General features: G+C 69.8%; 21 protein-coding genes and 1 pseudogene. 8 read left to right on the top strand and 14 right to left on the bottom strand.

What is annotated here, in order from left to right:
* Position 1: 1 nt before the first annotated feature.
* The gene (locus tag EIZ45_RS31645) at positions 2-895 is read right to left on the bottom strand and encodes a LysR family transcriptional regulator (RefSeq protein ID WP_134667510.1); all 894 of its coding nucleotides are present in this window, start codon (positions 893-895) and stop codon (positions 2-4) included.
* A 61-nt stretch (positions 896-956) separates the two neighbouring features.
* Here EIZ45_RS31645 and EIZ45_RS47715 point away from each other — a divergent pair, with 61 nt between their 5' ends.
* Positions 957-1,280 carry a hypothetical protein gene (locus tag EIZ45_RS47715; protein WP_370318207.1) on the top strand — a complete coding sequence of 108 codons (324 nt, stop codon included), beginning with the start codon at positions 957-959 and terminating at the stop codon, positions 1,278-1,280.
* A gap of 155 nt (positions 1,281-1,435) precedes the next feature.
* Here the strand turns inward: EIZ45_RS47715 and EIZ45_RS47710 are convergent.
* The 5 genes and pseudogenes from EIZ45_RS47710 to EIZ45_RS31620 form a co-directional block, all read right to left on the bottom strand.
* Positions 1,436-1,885 (bottom strand): annotated as a pseudogene (locus EIZ45_RS47710) (hypothetical protein); the annotation flags it as partial.
* A gap of 793 nt (positions 1,886-2,678) precedes the next feature.
* On the bottom strand, positions 2,679-3,200 hold the full coding sequence (locus EIZ45_RS31635; RefSeq protein WP_199818177.1) for a DUF501 domain-containing protein: 522 nt from the start codon (positions 3,198-3,200) through the stop codon (positions 2,679-2,681).
* 481 nt (positions 3,201-3,681) lie between these two features.
* Positions 3,682-4,047 carry a septum formation initiator family protein gene (locus EIZ45_RS31630; protein ID WP_078870811.1) on the bottom strand — a complete coding sequence of 122 codons (366 nt, stop codon included), beginning with the start codon at positions 4,045-4,047 and terminating at the stop codon, positions 3,682-3,684.
* Between the two features lie 193 nt (positions 4,048-4,240).
* Positions 4,241-5,527: a phosphopyruvate hydratase gene (eno, locus tag EIZ45_RS31625; protein WP_037820247.1), complete on the bottom strand. Its 1,287-nt coding sequence runs from the start codon at positions 5,525-5,527 to the stop codon at positions 4,241-4,243.
* 115 nt (positions 5,528-5,642) lie between these two features.
* Positions 5,643-6,134 carry a glyoxalase/bleomycin resistance/extradiol dioxygenase family protein gene (locus EIZ45_RS31620; RefSeq protein WP_037820310.1) on the bottom strand — a complete coding sequence of 164 codons (492 nt, stop codon included), beginning with the start codon at positions 6,132-6,134 and terminating at the stop codon, positions 5,643-5,645.
* Between the two features lie 70 nt (positions 6,135-6,204).
* Between EIZ45_RS31620 and EIZ45_RS31615 the strand changes: the two genes are divergently transcribed.
* Positions 6,205-6,609 carry a tetratricopeptide repeat protein gene (locus EIZ45_RS31615; protein WP_037820246.1) on the top strand — a complete coding sequence of 135 codons (405 nt, stop codon included), beginning with the start codon at positions 6,205-6,207 and terminating at the stop codon, positions 6,607-6,609.
* 206 nt (positions 6,610-6,815) lie between these two features.
* Positions 6,816-6,998 carry a hypothetical protein gene (locus tag EIZ45_RS31610; RefSeq protein WP_037820244.1) on the top strand — a complete coding sequence of 61 codons (183 nt, stop codon included), beginning with the start codon at positions 6,816-6,818 and terminating at the stop codon, positions 6,996-6,998.
* A 399-nt stretch (positions 6,999-7,397) separates the two neighbouring features.
* On the opposite strand, the gene EIZ45_RS31605 is transcribed toward EIZ45_RS31610, so the two are convergent.
* The gene (locus EIZ45_RS31605) at positions 7,398-8,198 is read right to left on the bottom strand and encodes a murein transglycosylase (protein ID WP_134667511.1); all 801 of its coding nucleotides are present in this window, start codon (positions 8,196-8,198) and stop codon (positions 7,398-7,400) included.
* Between the two features lie 268 nt (positions 8,199-8,466).
* Here EIZ45_RS31605 and efeU point away from each other — a divergent pair, with 268 nt between their 5' ends.
* The 5 genes from efeU to EIZ45_RS31580 all read left to right on the top strand — a co-directional run bounded on the left by efeU (position 8,467) and on the right by EIZ45_RS31580 (position 13,313).
* The gene (efeU, locus tag EIZ45_RS31600; protein ID WP_037820241.1) at positions 8,467-9,318 is read left to right on the top strand and encodes an iron uptake transporter permease EfeU; all 852 of its coding nucleotides are present in this window, start codon (positions 8,467-8,469) and stop codon (positions 9,316-9,318) included.
* A gap of 2 nt (positions 9,319-9,320) precedes the next feature.
* Positions 9,321-10,472, top strand: coding sequence for an iron uptake system protein EfeO (gene efeO / locus EIZ45_RS31595; RefSeq protein ID WP_134667512.1), 1,152 nt, complete (start codon positions 9,321-9,323; stop codon positions 10,470-10,472).
* On the top strand, positions 10,469-11,728 hold the full coding sequence (gene efeB, locus EIZ45_RS31590) for an iron uptake transporter deferrochelatase/peroxidase subunit (RefSeq protein WP_134667513.1): 1,260 nt from the start codon (positions 10,469-10,471) through the stop codon (positions 11,726-11,728). Before efeO ends, efeB begins: the two co-directional genes overlap by 4 nt.
* A gap of 105 nt (positions 11,729-11,833) precedes the next feature.
* Positions 11,834-12,898 (top strand): LLM class flavin-dependent oxidoreductase, encoded by a 1,065-nt coding sequence (locus EIZ45_RS31585; RefSeq protein ID WP_240690847.1) that lies wholly within the window; start codon positions 11,834-11,836, stop codon positions 12,896-12,898.
* 4 nt (positions 12,899-12,902) lie between these two features.
* A complete protein-coding gene (locus EIZ45_RS31580; RefSeq protein WP_037820238.1) occupies positions 12,903-13,313 on the top strand; it encodes a PPOX class F420-dependent oxidoreductase in 411 nt (136 codons plus the stop codon).
* A 74-nt stretch (positions 13,314-13,387) separates the two neighbouring features.
* Here EIZ45_RS31580 and EIZ45_RS31575 read toward each other — a convergent pair whose 3' ends face one another.
* The 7 genes from EIZ45_RS31575 to EIZ45_RS31545 all read right to left on the bottom strand — a co-directional run bounded on the left by EIZ45_RS31575 (position 13,388) and on the right by EIZ45_RS31545 (position 20,012).
* Positions 13,388-13,951, bottom strand: a complete 564-nt coding sequence (locus EIZ45_RS31575) for a hypothetical protein (protein WP_134667514.1) — start codon at positions 13,949-13,951, stop codon at positions 13,388-13,390.
* A complete protein-coding gene (locus EIZ45_RS31570) occupies positions 13,951-15,291 on the bottom strand; it encodes a hypothetical protein (protein WP_134667515.1) in 1,341 nt (446 codons plus the stop codon). Before EIZ45_RS31570 ends, EIZ45_RS31575 begins: the two co-directional genes overlap by 1 nt.
* Positions 15,291-16,094 carry an ABC transporter ATP-binding protein gene (locus EIZ45_RS31565; RefSeq protein ID WP_037820234.1) on the bottom strand — a complete coding sequence of 268 codons (804 nt, stop codon included), beginning with the start codon at positions 16,092-16,094 and terminating at the stop codon, positions 15,291-15,293. Before EIZ45_RS31565 ends, EIZ45_RS31570 begins: the two co-directional genes overlap by 1 nt.
* A gap of 21 nt (positions 16,095-16,115) precedes the next feature.
* Positions 16,116-16,904 carry a zf-HC2 domain-containing protein gene (locus EIZ45_RS31560; protein ID WP_037820233.1) on the bottom strand — a complete coding sequence of 263 codons (789 nt, stop codon included), beginning with the start codon at positions 16,902-16,904 and terminating at the stop codon, positions 16,116-16,118.
* A 29-nt stretch (positions 16,905-16,933) separates the two neighbouring features.
* Complete coding sequence (locus tag EIZ45_RS31555) at positions 16,934-17,488, bottom strand: RNA polymerase sigma factor (RefSeq protein ID WP_037820232.1); 555 nt, start codon at positions 17,486-17,488, stop codon at positions 16,934-16,936.
* Positions 17,489-18,102: 614 nt separating this feature from the next.
* A complete protein-coding gene (locus tag EIZ45_RS31550; protein WP_043836545.1) occupies positions 18,103-19,017 on the bottom strand; it encodes a MazG family protein in 915 nt (304 codons plus the stop codon).
* The gene (locus tag EIZ45_RS31545) at positions 19,014-20,012 is read right to left on the bottom strand and encodes a hypothetical protein (RefSeq protein ID WP_336162092.1); all 999 of its coding nucleotides are present in this window, start codon (positions 20,010-20,012) and stop codon (positions 19,014-19,016) included. The genes EIZ45_RS31550 and EIZ45_RS31545 overlap by 4 nt, the downstream gene beginning before the upstream one ends.
* Positions 20,013-20,014: the final 2 nt, after the last annotated feature.

Below are 20,014 nucleotides of genomic sequence, written 5' to 3'. Positions count from 1 at the left end.
TTCAGGCAGCCGGAGACACCGGCTGATACCAGGTCTCCTGCCGCAGAAACTCGAGCAACGCCATCTCCGCGGGCCCCGCCCCGGGCCGGACCGCCGCGACGACGGGCTGGGACACGACCGGAAACACCGGCCGGACGAGGTGCTCATGTCCTTCGGGCACCGCCGACGCCGGAACGAGCGTCACTCCCAGCCCGTGCGCGGCCCACCGCACCGCTGTCGAGGTCTGCGACACTCGCGCGACCGCCGTCGGCTTCAAACCGTTGTCGCGCAACACTTCGGTCAGGAACCCCTCGAGCGCGCTGGCCGGGTCGAACCTGATCCACTGCTCTTCTTCCAGCTCCCGCAACGCGATCCGGTCCTTCTTGAGCAACCGGTGGCTGGTGCCGAGGACGACCACGAACTCCTCGTCGCCGAGGTGGTGCCCCTCGTACAGGCCCTCGTCACACGCCGAGCCGAGCAACGCGAGATCCAGCACCCCGCGCCGGGCAAGCTGCTCCAGCTCAGCCGGATTCGGCTCCTCGAAAACGGTCACGGCCAGCCGCGGATACTTCCGCCGCAACGCGGCCAGCGCCCCCGGCAACTGCCGAGTCCCCAACCCCATCTGCGCCGAAACGAGCAACTCGCCGGCCAGCTCGTCCGCCCCCGCCCGCGCGGTAGCCTGCGCCCGCCGCGCGGCCCGCACCGCGACCTCCGCGTCCCGGAGAAACGCCCGCCCGACGACGGTGGGCACGAGCCCGGTGGGCGTACGGGAGAAGAGCTGCACGCCGAGTTCCCGCTCGAGCCCCCGAATCTGCTGCGAAACGGACGGTTGAGCGACGTGCAGCACTTCAGCCGCAGCGGTCACCGACCCCGCCTCGGCGACCGCCAAGGCGTACTCGAACTGACGAAGACTCATCGTCTCCCCTGCGGTGTGGCGAGGTTTGTCATCGAGGCTACCTGTTTGTCAGCCAGGAGCCGTGGCACTGCTCGACGGATTGCCGTTCGACGACGAGGTACAGGTCGAAGTCGTCGACGGCGGTGTCGAGGCTGGCGTCGTCGAGGTACTGGATCCGCAGGTCGGAGTGCTGGAGTCGGTACTCGGCGCACCGGACGTACTGCCCGGAGGCGTCCCGCTCGGACTGTTCTGCGGCGGCAACCCAGTAGGCGTCACGGACGGACCACCCGTGGCAACCGGCGGCAAGTCGGTAGTCCTCGGCCGCTCCCCCGGACTCGCAGGCGGCGCGGAACTGGTGGTAGCCGGAACCGGACTGTCCGGCACCTGCGCGACGCCCTTGCGGTAAGCCTCGGCCCAGAGAATGACCGTGGTGACGTAGGCGTCGGAGTTGTTGTAGCGGTAGATCGCGGTCCTGAGCTGATCCGGATTGGCCAGGTCGAGCCCGCCGGAGCAGAGATAACGCGCCGCCGCGAGCGAGGAGTCGAAGAGATTGCCCGGGTCAGCTTTGCCGTCCCCGTTGCCGTCCGCCGCGTAGGTCCGCCAGGTCGCGGGGATGAACTGGAACGGCCCCACCGCGCGATCCCACACCGGATCCTGGTCGAGAACTCCATGATCGGTATCGGGAATCGCCGCGAACGGCCCCGTGCCATTGAGCTGCGGCCCAAGAATCGGCTGGAGCGTGGTCCCAGCGGCGTCGACATACCCACCACGCGCGTGATCCGACTCGATCCGCCCGATACTCGCGACGAGCGCCCAGTCGATATGACACGCCGGCTGCTCTTTCCCCAAGACGTCCCCCGCATGCCGATACGCAGCAAGCGCAGTAGCCGGAATCCCGAGTGGCCCGTCCGGAAGGTCATACGCAGGCAGTGGGACCGGTGCAGGCGCGTCAGGCAACCGCCCGTCGACGGAGACGCCGCGAATGCCTGGGTCGTACCCCTGATCAGGCATGACGTCCGCCGAGTGCACGACGGGCATCCGCCCGACCCAGCCGACGACCACGCCCGCGCCTACGGTCGCCGGAAGCACTCCCAGCAGCCCGGTGAGCACTGCGACGGCCGTGCGATGCCGCGACGCCACCCGCCGAGCGCGATAACGCCCCCGCCGAGCCCGGATCCTGGCTCGGCCGATCAACCGCGCTTTCTCCGGCGGGGGTCCGATGAGGGGTGGGGTTCTTTTGGTTCGGGCCGGGTTCGCCTGAGCGGCTGCCGCTTCGCCGGTTTCTTCGGCGGCTAGTTCCGTGCTGTTTTCACCGTCCGCTGCGTCGGCGATTGCTTCATCGGCGACGTCACCGTCGCTGCGGTCGCCCCTTGGATCGGCGGCAACCGCTTCGCCAGCTAGTTCGCCGCCGTTGCCCGCGCCGTCGGCAACTGCCACCTCAGCACCAGCAGCCGCCGCACCGTCGGCAACCCGCTCACCCGCGCTACCGGCAACCCGCTCGCCCGCCCCGTCCGCGGCTGGCTCGCCCGCACCCTCCTCGATCGGCCCGTCCGCTACGTGCGCGATCGGCCCGCCCCCACCGTCCGCGACCGGCTCGACCTGACCGCCCGCAGCAGGAGAACCCTCAGCGCGCACCGATCGCCGAGGTCTGCGTGGCACCCGCACTTTCCGCCCCTCCCCGGCCCGCCCGGCGGTGCACTCGGGCTCGCCTGCTCGGTGTGAAGCTCCGGTGCGCGCCGCGAAGCATTCCCACCCAGGCGGGCACCGGCCTCTGCTGTGCCTATCCGCGCCCGAGACCGGAGCGTTACCCGGCGCAGTCGCCCGTCGGCCAGCCCTGTTCGCGGACCCAGGCGAGGGTCTCGTCACCGAACGGGTTCACCCCGGGTCCGGCCGCGAGGGTGTGCGCGAGGTGGACGTGCAGGCATTTCACCCGCCCGGGCATCCCGCCCGCGGTCACCTGCGTGCCGAGCGACTCGATGGCATCCCGCTCAGCGAGGTACGTCTCGTGCGTGCGCTGGTAGGTCGCCGCGAGTTCCGGGTCGGTGGTGAGCCGTTCGGTCATCTCCTTCATCACGCCGGACGCTTCCAGCGTGCCCACCATCGACGTCAACCGAGGGCAGGTCAAGTAATACAACGTCGGGAACGGCGTGCCGTTCTCCAATCGCGGACTGGTCTGGACCACTGAAGGATGCCCGCTGGGACACCGCGCGGCCACCGCCCGCAAAGCCCGCGGCGGGCGTCCAAGCTGCTGCGCGATGACCTCCCGGTCGGCATCGGTGACGGGCTCGAATCGGGGTGTCTCCGTGCTGCTGTTCACGCTCTCCAGGCTAATGCTGCCGTCCGACCACCCCCTCGCGACCTCCGCCGAAACGGCCGAGTTGTCCACAACCGGCACACCGTGTGGACAACTCGCCGCATCGCCCTCCGCCACCCTTCCGATGTGGTTAGCGTGGAAGGCAGTCGAAGCTTCGCCACGAAATCAAGCCATCGAAGAGAAAAGGAGAATCAGAAACGCCGATCGACGATCAGAACCGCACGCACGGCACCCGTCAACCATGACGCCCAAGCCTCGACCCGCCGCGACAGGGATCAAGCATCCGGAAGGCGCGGAAGTCGTCCTGCACCTGGCCGAAAAAGCCCCGTCAACGGTCCAGCCCGGTCAACGACCACGCCTGGCTAGTGAACCCCGCCAGGCACCAACCTCACCCAGCCAGTGAGGCTCGCCCAGCCGCCAACCTCAGCCGATCAGCAGCCCCAACCAACCGCCAGCAAGCACCGCGTGCAAGAACCGCACCCGGCCAGGCACCTCAACCCCCGGAAACCTGCGCCCACAGGTTCTCGTACCAAGGCGCCTGCGGAGCGGGCTGCTGTCCAGGCTGGGCGGCCGTCGGCGAACCGGGCTGGTCCTCGGGCAGCTGGACCATCCACGGGGTCTCGCCTGGTTTCACGTACCGGAGCCGGCGGCGGGCTTCCGCCTCGATCTGGGCCGGGTCGCTCAGCTGGGCTTTGCGGTCGCGCAGCTGGGCGACCTCGTGCTGGAGCTGGGCGAGCTGCGCTTCCTGGTCGCGGACCTCGGAGCGCTGGGAGAGGTAGGTGCGCAACGGGACCGCGACGGTGAACGCCAGTGCGCACACCACGATCGCCACCACGGCGGCGCGCCGGGTGGTGGACATGCCGAGCACTTTGGCCGCACCGGAGGCGCGTTTCGCCGCCAGGCCGCGGCGCAGCCGGGCCCTGGTCGTCTCCGTCGTGCCCGCGCCGGTGCGGCGCCGGGCCGACGCGGGACGGCGGGCCCTGCTGGACCCGCTTCCCGCTGCCCGGCCGTCGCGGCGGCTGCGCGCCCTCCCCCGGTCGGCCATGTGCCCCTCAGGCCTCCGCGCTGAACCGCGGGAAGGCGAGGTCGCCGGCGTAGCGCGCGGCGTCCGCGAGGGTTTCCTCGATGCGCAGGAGCTGGTTGTACTTCGCGATCCGCTCGCCGCGGGCCGGGGCGCCGGTCTTGATCTGGCCGACGCCGGTCGCGACCGCGAGGTCGGCGATGAAGGTGTCCTCGGTCTCGCCGGACCGGTGGCTCATCATCGACTTGTAGCCGTACGACGTGGCCAGCGACACCGCGTCCAGCGTCTCCGACAGCGTGCCGATCTGGTTGACCTTCACCAGCAGCGCGTTCGCCGCGCGGCGGGTGATGCCCTCCTCGAGCCGGTCCGGGTTGGTGACGAACAGGTCGTCGCCGACGAGCTGGACCTTGTCGCCGATCTCGGAGGTCAGCTGGACCCAGCCGTCCCAGTCGTCCTCGCTCAGCGGGTCCTCGATGGACACCAGCGGGTAGTCGCGCAGCAGTTCGCCGTAGTACGCGGACATCTGCTCCGCGCTGCGCTTCGAACCCTCAAAGGTGTAGGCGCCGTCGGAGTAGAACTCGGTCGCAGCGACGTCCAGCGCGAGCGCGACGTCACGGCCCGGCGCGTAGCCTGCCTTCTCGATCGCGGCGAGGATCAGGTCGAGCGCCTCGCGGTTGTTGGAGAGGCTCGGCGCGAAACCGCCCTCGTCGCCGAGGCCGGTGGCCAGGCCGCGGCTCTTCAGCACGCCCTTCAGCGCGTGGTACACCTCGGTGCCCCAGCGCAGCGCCTCGCGGAACGACTCCGCGCCGATCGGCGCGATCATGAATTCCTGGATGTCGACGTCGGTGTCGGCGTGCGCACCGCCGTTGAGGATGTTCAGCATCGGCACCGGCAGCACGTGCGCGTTCGGCCCGCCGAGGTAGCGGAACAGCTCCAGTTCGGACGATTCCGAGGCGGCCTTCGCGACGGCGAGCGAAACGCCGAGGATCGCGTTCGCGCCCAGCCGCGACTTCGCGGGCGTGCCGTCGAGGTCCACCAGCTTCTGGTCGACGATCCGCTGGTCGACCGCGTCGACGCCGACCAGGTCCGGGCCGATCTCGTCGAGCACCGCGGCGACTGCGCGCTCCACGCCCTTGCCGTTGTAGCGGCCGGTGTCCCCGTCGCGCAGCTCGACCGCTTCGTGCTCGCCGGTCGACGCCCCGGACGGCACCGCCGCTCGGGCCAGCGTGCCGTCGTCGAGCGCCACCTCCACCTCGACGGTCGGGTTCCCGCGCGAATCGAGAATCTCGCGCGCGCCTACCTGCTCGATGAGAGCCACGCTCTGCTCCTTGGTGGGTCGTGCCTGCGGTGACGCCGCCCAGAGTAACCGCCCAGCGGGTTCACCCGTTGGAGGCCAGGCCGGTGCGGGGCCGTTCCGCTGCGTGTTCTCCAGCTCAGCCGGGCACTTCGCCGGTCTCCTCGGCCTCCTGGTCCTCCGGCCGGACCTCGCGCCACCCCGACGGCAGCTCGACCTGGTCGGTCACCTGCTGCCAGAACGTCCAGCTGTTGCCGCCCGGATCGGCCACGGTGAAGATCCGCGCACCGTAAGGCTGGTCCTGGGGCGGTTCCGGCGCGGCGTCCTCGCCGAGCGCCGCGGACACGCGCTCGTGCTGCGCGTCGACGTCGGTCACGTACACGACGTTCAACTGCCCGACCGGCCCCTCGACGCCCTTGGCCTCCCAGTATTCGGGACCGACCCCGGCCAGCTGCAGACGCGCGTCGCCGGCGCGCAGCGTCGCCTGGAAAACCTCGCCGGACCCGTCCTCGAAACGGACTTCCTCGGTGAAGCCGAACACCCTGGTCAGCCACGCGAGCGCGGCGGTCGCATCGCTGTAGTAGAGGTACGGCGCCAGTCCCACGTAATCGGGTTCCTGATCGCTGCTCATGGCGGAACAGTCCATCACGACTCGTCTGACGGTCGTGCAACGCCCTCCGCGCCGGTATCGTGAAGCGACCATGACGGACGCCGCAGCAGCCCCCGAACCCGACGGCGAATCGCGCTTCCGCAGGTTCCGCAACGCCGAGCATCTGGTCGCGCGGCGACGCCCTCTCGACGCGCTCAAAGAGCTGGAACCCCTGCTCGCCGACGAGCCGGACAAGCCGAGCGTGCAACTGCTCGCCGGGCGCGCGTACTTCCACTCCGCCCAGCTGCGCCGCGCCGAACGCGCCTTCACCCGCGTCCTGGAACTGGACCCCACCGATCACTACGCCCGGTTCGTGCTCGGCCGCACCCTCCAGCGCCTCGGCCGTTTGGCCGAGGCGCTCGCACAACTGCGGATGGCGTCGGCGATGAACCCGGTGCCGGAGTATCTCGAGGCGATCAGCGAGGTCAGGGCGAGGATCACGCTGAGCGACCGCTGAGCCCGCGTGTCCCGAACGTGCACCCGCGGAGGCACTCGCGTGCAACCACCGGATCCAGCGCGGCCCCGGCGCGTCTTCTGAAGTGAACAGGGCAACGGGGAAGCCTGGCCATCCGGCGACCCGGCTCGGCCAGTCGGCCGATCCGGGCAGACCGGGCGAAGCGCGATCCTTGGTGTCATCACAGAGAGCGATTAGAGGAGGCCGACATGACCGCGCTGACCGTGATCGGAGCGACCGCCGGGCTGCTCGTGCTGGTGCTGATGGCGCTGGCGCCGGCGCTCGTGGAATTCAACGAACGCCACCCGGTCCAGCCGCGCAAGCAGCCCGTGCGCGCCGAGGCTCTGCCGCAGAAACCGGTGCGAGTGAGCGCCGCTCTGTCGACGCACTAACTGCCGATTTTGCCGAGCAGGCCACGGTCTCGGCCGTTCGCCGGGACCGGATTGTTCTGAGGAAGCACGCGACGGGCGCGGAGGCAGGGGCGCGCTCGACCGCTGAACGTGCCTGCACGGAGTGCCGCGCGCAGACAGGCCACGAGCAAGCTGCTTCGGCCGCCCATCAGCGACGGCCAGCCAGATGGCCCGTGCCGAATCGAGGCAGGCTGGCCGAACCGCCACCGACCGAGCCAGCCAGTTCGACGCTCCACACTCGCCGCCGCACAGGGAACCGGCCGAAGTGAACATGCCTCCTCCGACCCACCCAGCCAGCCAGCCAGCTCAGGCGCTCCACACTCGCCGCCACACAGGGAACCGGCCGAAGTGACCATGCCTCCGCCGACCCACCCAGTCAGCTCAGGGCGCCACGCTCTCGGCCGCATACGAATCCGCCGCGGTGAAGACGTCCTGCACGTAGTTGACCGCCGGGTTGTAGAGCAGCATCGCTTTCCACCAGCCCGCCGGGGCACCCAGGTCGTCGTCGCCGGAGCAGAGGTAGCGGGCGGCGGTGAACGCCGCGTCGTCGAGGTTGCGGGGGTCCGCGGCTTTGCCGTCGCCGTTCGCTCGCTGGGCGTGTTTGTGCCAGGCGGCAGGCATGATCCGCAGCGGGCCGACGCGGTGGTCGGCGGTGCGGTCGCCGTCGAGTTTTCCGGTGTCGGTGTCCGGGCCTTCCGCGGGACCGGGGTTCAGCGTCAACGTGCCGTCCGGGCCGGGTTTCTCCGCTCCGAAGGCCAGATTTCCGATCGCCGCGAGCGTCGCCCACGACAGGTGGCACGACGGTTTCTGCCGCTGCATCCACATTTCCGCGCGCCCGTACGCGGCGAGCACTCGCGCGTCCAGTCGCGTCTTTCCGGCGACCCGGGTTGCCCACGCGTCCAGCTCTGCCTGGTCGGACACGAGCGGGCGGTCCGGCGGCGCGGCCAAGCCGACTCGCGGGGCTTCGGAGCCGGGTTGCGGGCGCGGTTCCGCCTTGGTCGCCACCGGCGGCGGAGCGGCCGCGGCGGGAGGGGCGGGCGGGTTCGGGTTGCGGATCCCGATGGTCACCACCAGCACGACCCCGGTCAGCACCAGACCCAGCGCGAACGCGATCCGGCTCGGGTAGCGGCGCGGCGGAACCGCCGGAGACGGCGTAATAGTCGGCTGAGTGGTATCGGCCACTCGGACAGGTTACTGATGAACCCGCCCGGGGGACGCTGGACTGGGCGAATGGCAAGCGGATGGTTAACTCCCCGCTTGAGCCGCCCAGGTCACACAATTCGTTACGTGACCTGTCGGCGACGCTCTGACCTGCGGTTACCCTAACCTAACTCCCGTCAGAACGCCGTTTTGCGTATTTTGCCGGACCCACTCAGCGAACTTTCCTCTGGACTTACAGGCAAGCCTTACCTAAAAACATCAGGTCAGGTAGTCGAAGGAGGGCTGAACAGTGGTGTTTTCCAGCGCGCTCATCGGGCTGCGCGAAGGCCTCGAAGCCGCGCTTGTGGTCAGCATCCTGGTCGCCTTCCTGGTGAAGACCGAACGACGGCACGCGCTGCGGTTCGTGTGGCCGGGCGTCGGCGCGGCGGTACTGCTGTCGGTCGGTGTCGGCGCGATCCTCACCTACAGCACCGCGCAGCTGAGTTTCGAGCATCAGGAACTGCTCGGCGGAAGTCTTTCCATCGTCGCGGTCGTCTTCGTCACCGCAATGATCTTCTGGATGCGCAAGGCTTCCCGGCACATCGCGGCCGAGTTGCGCGGCAAGATGGAGGACGCGCTCAAGGTCGGTCCGGCGGCGGTGCTGCTGCTGTCGTTCCTCGCGGTGGGTCGCGAGGGGCTCGAAACCGCCGTGTTCTTCTACTCGGCCGTGCAGACCGCGCAGTCCGACACCCTGCAGCCGCTGATCGGGTTCGTGATCGGGATCGCCGCCGCGGTCGTGCTCGCCTACCTGCTCTACCGCGGCGCGGTGCGGTTCAACCTGGCGAAGTTCTTCACCATCACCGGCGTGCTGCTGGTGTTCGTCGCCGCCGGCGTCCTCGGCTACGGCCTGCACGACCTGCAGGAAGCCGGGTTCATCCCCGGGCTGACCACGCTCGCCTTCGACGCGTCGAGCACGCTGCCGGAAACCTCCTGGTACGGCGCGCTGCTCAAGGGGATCTTCAACTATTCGCAGCAAACCACTGTGCTGCAAGCGATCGCGTGGGTCGCCTACGTGGCGATCGTGCTGCCGCTGTTCCTCAAGCCTGCCCGCAAGAACAAGACCGAGGCGGCTCCGGCCGCCCCGGCCGCCGCCAAGGAGTGATCGTGCCCCAGTTCCGCAAAACCTCGACGGCTGTGCTCACCGGCCTCGGCGCCCTCGTGGCGCTGACCGCCTGCGACAGCACGAACTCCGCGTCCGGTCCCTCCGGCGCGGCCGCGGGCGGGCCGATCAAGGTCGAGGCGTCCGACACCGCCTGCTCGGTGTCGGCGACGACCGCCGCCGCGGGCAACCTGACCTTCGAGATCGCCAACAAGGGCAGCAAGGTCACCGAGTTCTACCTCTACGCCGAGGGCGACCGGATCATGGGCGAGGTCGAGAACATCGCGCCGGGGCTGAACCGGCGGCTCATCGTCGAGGTCCCGGACGCGGGCAAGTACCAGACGGCGTGCAAGCCGGGCATGGTCGGCAACGGCATCCGCGGCGACTTCACCGTCACCGGCGGCGCGCAGAGCCAGAACAGCGCAAGCGCACAGAAAGCCGCTGCCACCAAGAGCTACGCGACCTACGTCGAGAACAACAGCTCGGCGCTGGAGACCGAAACGGCGAAGTTCGTCGCCGCGGTCAAGGCGGGCAAGGTCGACGAGGCGAAGGCCGAGTACGCGCGCACCCGCGTGTTCTACGAGCGGATCGAGCCGGTCGCGGAGAAGTTCGGCGACCTCGACCCGGCCGTCGACGCGCGCGAGGCCGACCTCGAGCCCGGCCAGCAGTTCACCGGCTTCCACCGGCTGGAGAAGGACCTGTGGAGCACCGGGCTGAAGCCGGACAGCCCGCAGATCGCGGACAAGCTGCTCACCGACGTGAAGGCGCTGGTCGCCAAGGCGAAGACGCTGCAGCTGAGTGTGCTGGACCTGGCCAACGGCGCGAAGGGCCTGATGGACGAGGTCGCCACCGGCAAGATCACCGGCGAGGAGGAGACCTTCTCGCACACCGACCTGTGGGACTTCCAGGCCAACCTCGACGGTTCCAAGGGCGCGATCGCCGCGCTGCGGCCGATCATCCAGGAGCGCGACGCGGCTCTGGTGTCCACTTTGGACAAGGAGTTCGCGAACGTGCAGGGGCTGCTGGACAAGACCCGTTCCGGGGACGGTTTCAAGTACTACAACGAACTCTCCCAGGACCAGATCAAGGCGTTCGCCTCGGCGGTCGACGCGCTGAGCGAGCCGCTCAGCAAGGTCGCGGAGGTCGTGTCGAAGTGACCGAGGAGGGAACGCAGGTTTCCCGCCGGAAGCTGTTCGGGCTCGCCGGCGCCGGGGTCGCGCTGGCGGGCGCGGGCGCGGCGGCCGGCGTGGGCTTCGACCGGCTCGGCGGCGACACCCCGGCCGCGGCCGCGACGTCCACTGTGGACTTCCACGGCGACCACCAGGCCGGGATCGACACGCCGACGCAGCAGAACCTGCACTTCGCCGCGCTCGACGTGACCACCAAGGACGTCAAGAAGCTCCGCGAACTGCTGCGCACCTGGACGGCCGCGGCACGGCGGATGACCGCGGGCCAGGACGTCGGCCCGAACGGCGCGCTCGGCGGGTCCGCGCAGGCCCCGCCGGACGACACCGGCGAGGCGCTCGACCTGCCCGCCTCCGATCTGACGCTGACGATCGGCTTCGGCCCCTCGCTCTTCGACGACCGGTTCGGCCTCGCCGCGAAGCGCCCGCCGCAGCTGATCGACCTGCCCGCGTTCCCGAAGGACAAGCTCGACCCGGCCCGCAGCGGCGGCGACCTGTGCATCCAGGCCTGCGCGAACGATCCGCAGGTGGCGGTGCACGCGGTGCGCAACCTGGTGCGGCTGGGCTTCGGCGTCACCGAGGTGCGCTGGTCGCAGCTCGGGTTCGGCCGCAGTTCGTCGACCTCGCGCTCGCAGCAGACGCCGCGCAACCTGTTCGGTTTCAAGGACGGCACCAACAACATCAAGGCCGAGGACACCGACGTGCTCCGCGACCAGGTGTGGGCGCAGGCCGGCGACGGACAGGCGTGGATGGCGGGCGGCACGTACCTCGTCGCCCGCCGGATCCGGATGCACATCGAAACCTGGGACCGCGAAACGCTCGCCGGGCAGGAGCAGATTGTCGGGCGCACCAAGGGAACCGGTGCCCCGCTCGGGCAGACCGGCGAGTTCGACCAGGTCGACCTGCAGGTCGGCGGCGCGGGCGGGACCCCGTTGATCGCCGAGGACGCGCACATCCGGCTGGCCTCGCGCCAGACCCGCAAGGGCGTGCAGATCCTGCGCCGCGGCTACAACTTCGTCGACGGTTCGGACGGAGTCGGGCACCTCGAGGCGGGGCTGTTCTTCCTCGCGTTCAACCGGGACACCCGCACGCAGTACGTCCCGATGCAGCAGGTGCTGTCGTCGAAGGACGCGATGATGGAGTACCTGCAGCACACCGGTTCCGCGCACTTCGCGATCCCGCCTGGCCTCACCCTGACCAGCAACTGGGGTGACGGGCTCTTCGCCTGACCAGTACAAACCTCCCCGCCCCGCCACTGCGTGGGACCGGTTGCCGGTGCCTTCCGGGCAAGCGACGGTGACCGCGTTCATCCGCGCGAGGTGAGGAGTTCGGTCGTGGTCGCTGTGGCACAGCCGCGGTTCGGGGTGTGGGCGGTCGTCTACGGGTCGTGGGGCCCGTTCGATCATCCGGACGATCCGGTGGACGCCAGCTGGGAGCGCAACCGGCGGCTGATCGTCGAGGCCGACCGGCTCGGCTTCGATTCGACGCTCATCGCGCAGCACGTCGTGAACCCGTTCGGCGACGAACTGGACCAGCTGGAAACGTGGACGTCCGCGGCGGCGCTCGCCGCGCTCACCGAGCGGATCGAGATCATCGCGGCGATCAAGCCGTATCTCGTGCACCCGGTGGTGCTGGCGAAGCAGGCCCTGCAGATCCAGGAGATCAGCGGCGGCCGGTTCGGGCTGAACCTCGTCAACGCCTGGTACAAGCCGGAGCTGGCCCGGGCGGGCATTCCGTTCGCCGAGCACGACGCGCGGTACGAGTACGGCCGCGAATGGATCAGTGTCGTGCGCGGGCTGCTGGCCGGCGAGCGGGTTTCGTTCGAGGGCAAGCATTTCCAGGTCGACGGGTACCAGCTGCGACCTGCTGCTTCGGCACCGACCGTGTACGTCGGCGGCGAATCCGACCCGGCGCGGGCGCTGGTCGCGGACAAGGCCGACGTGTGGTTCATCAACGGGCAGCCGAAGGAGAACGTCGCCGAACTGATCGCGGACGTCGCCGCCCGACCGCGCGCCGTAGCGCCGGTCCGATTTGGACTGTCCGCGTTCGTGGTGGCTCGCGAAACCGACGCCGAGGCGGAAGCGGAGCTGGCGGCGCTGTGGGAACTGGCGGAGGCGGGCAAGGCGCGGTGGGAGGCGCTGGTCGCGGACGCCGATCCGAAGGCGGTGATGTTCCAGACGTTCGCGAAGTACCCGCACATCGGCACGAACGGCGGCACCGCGGCCGGTCTGGTCGGCAGCTACGACACCGTCGCCCAGCGGATCCGCGAGTGGGCTGACCTGGGAATCGAGACGTTTATGCTGCAATTTCAGCCCTTCGAAGCGGAGATGCGGCGGTTCGCCGAGCACGTGATTCCGCGCGTGCGCTTGACTTCAAGCAAGCTTGAACTTGCACGGTAGGTGCATGTTCACCGAAGCGGAACTCACCTACCTGGCCACCCAGCCGCTGGCCCGGGTCGCCACTCAGCAGCCGAACGGAACTCTGCAGGTCAGCCCGGTCGCGTTCACCTGGAACCCGGAGACGCAGACCATCGACGTGTCCGGGTACCACCTCACGAAAAGCCGGAAATACCGCAACGTCGAGGACAACGGCCAGGTCGCCATCGTGATCGACGACCAGCCCTCGACGAGCCCCATGCGCATCCGCTGCCTGGAGATCCGCGGCCGGGCAGAAGCGGTGCCGGACGCCTTCGAACCGGACGGCCACCTCGACGGAGCCGTCATCCGCATTCACCCGCAACGCATCATCAGCCTCGGCATCGAAGATCCCGACCGCGAGCCGCTGGAGGTGAAGCCGAACAACCGGAACGTCTGACGCCGCGCCGGTCCGCAGTCCCGCCCCTGCCCGGGGGAGGGACGGGACTGCGCCCGGCTCGACGTTCCGCTGGTTCATCTGCGCGCACCCGCCACCGTGTACGCCGCCGTTCCCGCCGCGAACAGCAGCCCGGCCGTCCACCACGCCGCGGCGGAGGCTGCCGTCGCCATAGGCCAAGCCACGAAGTCGTAGACCTGGCCGACAGCGCTCGGGACGAATATCGCCGTCATCGCCCAGCCCAAGGGCAGCGTCCAGCCGAACTGGCCGCCGAACAGCGTGGCCGCCAGCCCGGTCAGGCCGATGAGCCCGGCCGCGTTGCGGAGGATCCAGCCGGATTCCATGGGGTGGTCGACAAAGCCTTGTGCCGCAATCATTACTCCACCGGCTACCGCCCCGATCAGCAGCAGGTGCCCGAGCCGTCGGGGCGGCCAGCGGAAAGAGGCCGTGCGGTCCAGGTCGATGTCCTGTCCGCTGAGACCCACGCCTGCCACCGCGACCGCGGCACCGAGGGTGAAGGTCGCGAAGAGCGTCGCCCAGTTGTCGCCCAGCAGCGGCGGGAGAACGACGGCACAGAGCAACACCGCCGCCAGCGACACTGCGAGGTGGCGCGAACGCGCGTACAGCGCTGTCCACCGCATCAGCGGGCACCTTCCATGAGGACCTTCAGTGGGTCACCGGTGCAGGTCAGTTCCAGTTGCCGAGCGGCGGCCACGCGGGCGGTCTGCTCCGGCTCTGGTACTGCGTTGAGGGCTGCCCACGCTGAGTCCGTCCATGCCTGAGGCGCAACGTACGAAGACGGCGGAGAGTACGAGCCGACCAGCCACTGCGCCATTACCCAGCGCGCAGCGTCCTCCCGGTCGTTTCGCTCACCTCCGTAGGACGCCGCGTGACATTGCGTTGTCCCGGCACCGCTAAGCAGCGTCATGGTGAGGCGGGGGCCGCTTTTGTCGGATAACACGTAGTTGTCCTTCTGCAGCAGCACCCGGGACGGATCTCGCGGGCCCACCTTGTTGTCCCGGTACGGCTCTGTCGATTCCACTACCCGAGTCGGGTGTTGCGGCAGCTTCTCCAGGCGCTGCAAGACTTCCTTGCCTGGACTGGCCACAGTGGACAACCAGTCCTCGTGCAAGCGCGTCACGCACACCGGACCGTCGCAGACGAGAGCGGCTGCCGTCTCGTCCGGGACGTAGTTTTCGGCCGACGACGCGGGGAAGAGCGGCAAAGCCACCGCCAGCCCGGCCCCCACTGGGAGCAGCGCGAGCACCCGGATCCGCGCCGAACGGGCCAGCAGCAGCACGATTCCGGCCGCGGCGATCCCGAGCAGCCAGGCCAGCTGCCCGATCTCCACCGCGGGCTTCGGCAGATCGAACGGGCCATGCGGCGCCACTTGCCCGATCCCCAGCAACGCCACCGCGTTCGACGCCACCCCGTTCACCCCCGACACCTGCGTGAAGAGGCCGCCTGCCAGCACGAGCACGGCCAGCGCCGGTGCGGTGATCGGATACGGCAGAAGCCGCCCGACGCCGAGCCCGAGCGCGACACCGGCGAGCACGGACAGCACCCCGAGCACCAGTTGCATCGCCCACGCCGTGGTGAACAATCCGCCCGTCGCCACGACCTGCCCGACCCCGGCGGCGACGAGCACCAGATAGCCCACGGCCGCGGCGAGACCGAGGGCAAGGCCGAGCTTGGCGGCTCGCTGCCCGGAGGGCCGGGGCGTGGAGCCGAACAGTTCGACGACTCCCGCGCGGGCATCTCGCATGCCCTGGATCGCCGCGGCTCCGACGATGATCGGCCACATCAGCACCAGCAGATAGCGAGGCCACCGCACTGCGGTCAGCCAGGTCTCGTTCCAGGCTGCGGAACCGTGGCTCCACGGCCCGCGCGAGAACAGCAGCAGTCCCAGGCTGACCACGAGCATCGCGACGGGAACCCAGGGCGCGACGGTGCGCCGGAGTTCGATCCGGAACACGCTCATCACCAGGACCCCTTTCCCTGTGCGTGGCCGAGCAGCGCCGAATAGCCGCGCTCGATCGGGCTGTCGCCGACGTCCGCCTCGCTGCCCGCCGAGGCCAGATCGGCTGGCGTGCCTTGGAAAACCAGCTTCCCGCCGGCGAACAGGACGACGTCCGAGCACGCCGCGGCGACGTCTTCGACCAGGTGGGTGGACACGACGACGCACGCGTCCCTGCCGATTTCCTGCAGCAGCTCCCGGAAACGCAGCCGCTGCGCCGGATCGAGCCCGGCGGTGGGTTCGTCGAGCAGCAGGACCACCGGGTCGTTCACGATCGCCTGCGCGATGCCGACCCGGCGGATCATGCCGCCGGACAGGGTCTTCATTTTGTCCCCGGCGCGTTCCGCGAGACCGACCCGCTCGATCGCGCGCTGGACCGCGCCCGGCACCTCGCGCTTGGGCATTTCCTTGAGCCACGCCATGTATTCGACGAACTCGCGGACGGTGAACCGCTTGTAGTACCCGAAGGTTTGCGGCAGATAGCCGATCCGGCGGCGCAGGCCGCGCTGGTCGAAGTGCCCCCCGACGGGCTCTCCGAGCAGCGCCAGCTTGCCTTCCGTCGGCCGCAGCACCGTGGCCAGGGTGCGGATCAAGGTGGTCTTGCCCGCACCGTTCGGCCCGAGCAGCCCGTGCACGCCCGTGCCGAGCGCGAGGTCGAGGCCGTCGACCGCCATCTTCTTGCGGCCGACCCGAACTTTCAGTCCCTGTGCCTGGATTTCCCAGGCGTAGGTCGCCGGAGCGACCTCGGCGGCTTCCACAGCCCGCATCGGTGTCCCCTCTCGTTTCCGTCAGTGATGCGCAGCAAGCTGCGTGAAGGTGTTCCGGCGAAGCACTACGAACACGGTCGCGACGACAGCGGCCGCCAGCCAGCCCGGCCAGGCGACGTCCTGTAGCAGGACCGAACTCCCGAACGCGACGCTCGGCACCACCAGCGCGCCGAGCCACAGGCCGACCAGGATCGACGCCGCCCAGGCGACGCCGATGAACGTGCCGAGCGCGAGAGTCCCCGTGGTGAACGCGAGACTCGGCAACAGCCCGAATCCCATCCGCGCGCCGACCAGCCAGCCGGCGGCGAGCAGCACCGCCAGCACCGGCACCACGACCGCCGTGGTCCGGCGCAGGATCAGCTCCAGCCCGGCGCGCGGGGTGGCCGCGGTGAGTTCGTACGACGGATCGAGCCCGCGGGTCCACGCCGCCGCCACCCCGAAGACCGGCAGCACCGGGGAAAGCAACTGCACGAACGACAGCCCGTCGTGCAGTGACCGGTCGAGGTAGACCGACAGCGCGCCGACCACGAGGACCATCAACAGCCACGGCATCATCACCGGGGTCGCCCAGCAATGCAGCCATGCCGCGGCCCGGCGCGGCATCGGCTGCGGTGCTTGGGCGAGGTCCGGTTCCAGCCCGGCCCACACGGTGTCGAGCAGACCGGTCACCTCGGCGGTGGACGCGCCGGCGAGCCGCGCCCGGCATTGCGCGCAGTTCTCCAGGTGCCCTTCGATCGCCCATGCCTCGTCGCCCGGCAGGTCCCGGCCGGCGACGTAGCCGGCGAGCATCCGGTCGGATACGTGGTTCATGGCTTGACCTCCTTCAGACAGTCCTGGTTTCACGACAACGCCTCCCGCATCGCGATCCGGGCGCGGCGGGCCCGGGTTTTGACCGTGCCCTCGGGCAAGCCGAGCAGGATCGCGGTTTCCCGTACCGACAATCCGTCGAGCGCCATGGCTTGCAGGACCTCGCGCAGTTCGGGCGCGAGACTGCGCAAGGCGTCGCCCACCGAATCGCCGACCGTGCTCGCCAGCGCCTCCTCCTCGGCGGCGGGCGCGGACAGCGACTCGTGCACCCCCGGCGGCGGATGCGCGTGATGCGCCCGCCGCCGGAACGCGTCGATGAGGCGGCGCACCGCGATCGTCCACACCCAGCCCACGGCGGAACCGCCGGCGACGACGCCCGCGAACGAACCCGCGGCGCGCCACACGGCGAGGTAGGTCTCCTGCATCACCTCCGCGATGATCTGGTCATCGGAGCAGCGGTGCCGCAGGCGTATCGCGAGCCACGGCGAGGTGCGGCGGTAGAGCTCTTCGAACGCCGCACGATCACCGCGGGCGGTGCGCCGGAGGAGGCGTTCCTCGTCCGGCTCCCTGGGTGGCTTGTGCTTCACACCCGGCAAGACGCCACCTCCGCGCTTACGGTTCTCTGAAATGAGTGATCTGGGTCACATTTCTCATCGGGCTGCCGGACATCATCGTGGCGCGGGGGTGGTGGGGGTGTGGGTGGATGGGGCGGGGCTCCGTCGTTCGAGTGAGGGTGGCTATTCGGCGGGGGGCGGCCGAAGTGCGAGACGCCGGAATGGCGTGCGGGGTTGAGGGGGAGCTTTGGCACGGGCGGTGCGGCTGGGGAAAGGCTGGTGGTCGCAACGGCGCAGGTGAGCGCGGGTGCGTGGGATGCGCGCGAGCAGAGGGCGCGCAGGGCTGTGGGCTGGCACCGCACGGCTGGGTTCTCGGGAGTGTTGGCCGGTTGGAAGCCGCGTCGGCACTCGCGGACTCCGGGCAAGGGGCATGAGCAGCCGGCACGGCACGGCACGGCACGGCACGGCACGGCACGGCACGGCACGGCACGGGCGAGGATCGCAGCAGGCCCTGAGGAAAGCAAGCCGCGCACCAGACACCCATCGCGCCCAGGAGAAAGCAAGCCGAGCGCCAAATCCCCCGGCAAACCCGCCGGTCGTCAATCACGCCCGCGCCGCAAAAACTCAAGCAGCGCAGCGAAATCGGCTCAAGCCGAAGGCCAGAACTTTCGCCAGCCCTCAGCCTCCAGCGTCGTCGGTTCGACTCCGGCTTTCCGGGCGGCCGTCTCCGCCGCGCGGATGTCGCGGGCGAACTGCTTCGCCACTGCCCGCAGTTCTCCTTCGGGGTCCAAGCCGCCTCGGCGGGCGGTGGCTGCTGTTCGGAAGAGTTGGGCTGGGGCCGAGGAGTCTTGCGGGAACAGGTCCAGCGGGATGCCTGCCCGGCCGCTGCGCTGGCCCAGTTTTCCGGCCAGGGCGACCGCGGGCTGGCCCAGTGCGACACCGTCCACAATGGACTTGCGTTGCTTCTCGGCCTGTTTCAGCTCTTCCCACTTCAGTTCCTGGTGCTCCGCCGAGGCGATGCGGGCCGCGTCGGCGAAGACGTTGGGGTGGCGGCCTACCAGTTTGTCCACCAGGTCGCTGGCCACGTCGTCGATGGTGAAGGGCGCGCGGCCGTGTTCGGCGGCTACCCGGGCGTGGAACAAGACCTGCAGCAGGACATCGCCCAGTTCCTCGCGCAGGGCCGCGCGGTCGTTGTCCTCGATGGCTTCCAGCAGTTCGTACGTTTCCTCGACCAGGTACTGGCGGAGGGATTCGTGCGTCTGCCGGGCGTCCCACGGGCAGCCGCCGGGTGAGCGCAGGCGGTCCATGACCTCGACCGCTTCGACGAGCGGGGGCACAGGGGTTTCGATCAACCGTGCGCCGGCGGCGAGCATGGCGGCCGCGGTCGGTTCGGTGCGGGAAGCGGCTAGCAGCACGATGTCCGCGAAGGACTCGCCGACCGGCGGGACACTGAACTGCGCAGGGTCGACGTCGGTCGCGGCGTACACGGCACTGGTGCGAAGCAGGGGCAGAGCGGCCGCGGGCAGGGTCGCGCCGCGGACGAGGATTACCGTGCCGGTCACTGCTGCGCCGGGGCACCGCCGTGCAGCGGCACGGCCACGCCCGTCACCTCGGCCGCGCTGGGGGCGAGGTTCATGCCGACTGCGTCCCATACGCCGTAGCGCGGGTTGATTTTGAAGTCCACGTTGCCAACGTACGGCTGGAGCATCCGCACGCCGATCGCACCCAGCTGAGCCGCGGTCGGCTGCTGGACCTGGTCGGTGGCGACCTTCGCGTCCGTCGTCCGCTTCCGCACCACGGCGGTGACCCACCAGGTCGGCGCGCTCGCCGGGTTCGGCTGGAACGCGATCGCGGTGTTCGCGGGCACGCCGAACAGCACGGTCGCGGCGTCCTGCGGCGACGACAGCGCGGGAGCCTGCTGGCCCACGTTGCCCTGCGCGCCGCTCTGGATGTCGGCCTGGATCTTGCCCGGGTCGCTCGCGTACTCCTCGGCCTTGGCGATGGCCTGGCTGCGCGCGGCCTTCGGGTCGATCGACGGGGCCTGGCTCTCCGAGGTCGGCGCGCCGATGCTGGTGTAGTCGAAGTTCACCGAGAGCGTCGGGAGGTACTTCAGCGCGATCCGCTGCTGCAGGTACTGGTCGGTGATGGCCTCGCGGTGATCGCGCAGCCGCCAGACGAGCTGGGTGACCGCCGCGGACTGGTCCTGCGTGACGGCCTCGGGCACCGGCGACGCGAGCGGATCTTGTTGCATGGCCTCGCTGACGGTGGCCTCGTCGACGGCAATGCCTTCCTTCTGCGCGGCCTTAACGACGACCTCGTGCAGCAGCGTCTGCCGGACGATCTCGCGCCCGACAAGGTCGAGCTGGTGCCGCGACGCGAGCTGCCGGGCGTACGGCTGCTCCTGCACGGCGCGGTCGAGCAGCGCCTGAACCTGGTCGATGGTGGTGACCTGACCGTCGACGACCGCGGCCATGCCCACCTGACTGGGGCCGGTACCGCATCCGGCGAGGAGGAAAGCTCCGGCGAGAACGGCGCCCAGCGCACGGCGGCGCCCCATGA

It is taken from the genome of Amycolatopsis sp. CFH S0740, assembly GCF_004522315.1.
Classification (GTDB): domain Bacteria; phylum Actinomycetota; class Actinomycetes; order Mycobacteriales; family Pseudonocardiaceae; genus Amycolatopsis; species Amycolatopsis nivea.
This window is presented reverse-complemented; position numbering and strand designations above follow the sequence as displayed.

Bases quoted from the DNA above. Each gene is read 5' to 3' on its own strand.
- EIZ45_RS31570 (WP_134667515.1), bottom strand. From the start codon at position 15,291: ATGAGCGTGTTCCGGATCGAACTCCGGCGCACCGTCGCGCCCTGGGTT.
- EIZ45_RS31630 (WP_078870811.1), bottom strand. From the start codon at position 4,047: ATGTCCACCACCCGGCGCGCCGCCGTGGTGGCGATCGTGGTGTGCGCA.
- EIZ45_RS31615 (WP_037820246.1), top strand. From the start codon at position 6,205: ATGACGGACGCCGCAGCAGCCCCCGAACCCGACGGCGAATCGCGCTTC.
- EIZ45_RS31575 (WP_134667514.1), bottom strand. From the start codon at position 13,951: ATGCGGTGGACAGCGCTGTACGCGCGTTCGCGCCACCTCGCAGTGTCG.
- EIZ45_RS31565 (WP_037820234.1), bottom strand. From the start codon at position 16,094: ATGCGGGCTGTGGAAGCCGCCGAGGTCGCTCCGGCGACCTACGCCTGG.
- EIZ45_RS31620 (WP_037820310.1), bottom strand. From the start codon at position 6,134: ATGAGCAGCGATCAGGAACCCGATTACGTGGGACTGGCGCCGTACCTC.
- EIZ45_RS31645 (WP_134667510.1), bottom strand. From the start codon at position 895: ATGAGTCTTCGTCAGTTCGAGTACGCCTTGGCGGTCGCCGAGGCGGGG.
- EIZ45_RS31580 (WP_037820238.1), top strand. From the start codon at position 12,903: ATGTTCACCGAAGCGGAACTCACCTACCTGGCCACCCAGCCGCTGGCC.
- EIZ45_RS31610 (WP_037820244.1), top strand. From the start codon at position 6,816: ATGACCGCGCTGACCGTGATCGGAGCGACCGCCGGGCTGCTCGTGCTG.
- EIZ45_RS31560 (WP_037820233.1), bottom strand. From the start codon at position 16,904: ATGAACCACGTATCCGACCGGATGCTCGCCGGCTACGTCGCCGGCCGG.
- EIZ45_RS31545 (WP_336162092.1), bottom strand. From the start codon at position 20,012: ATGGGGCGCCGCCGTGCGCTGGGCGCCGTTCTCGCCGGAGCTTTCCTC.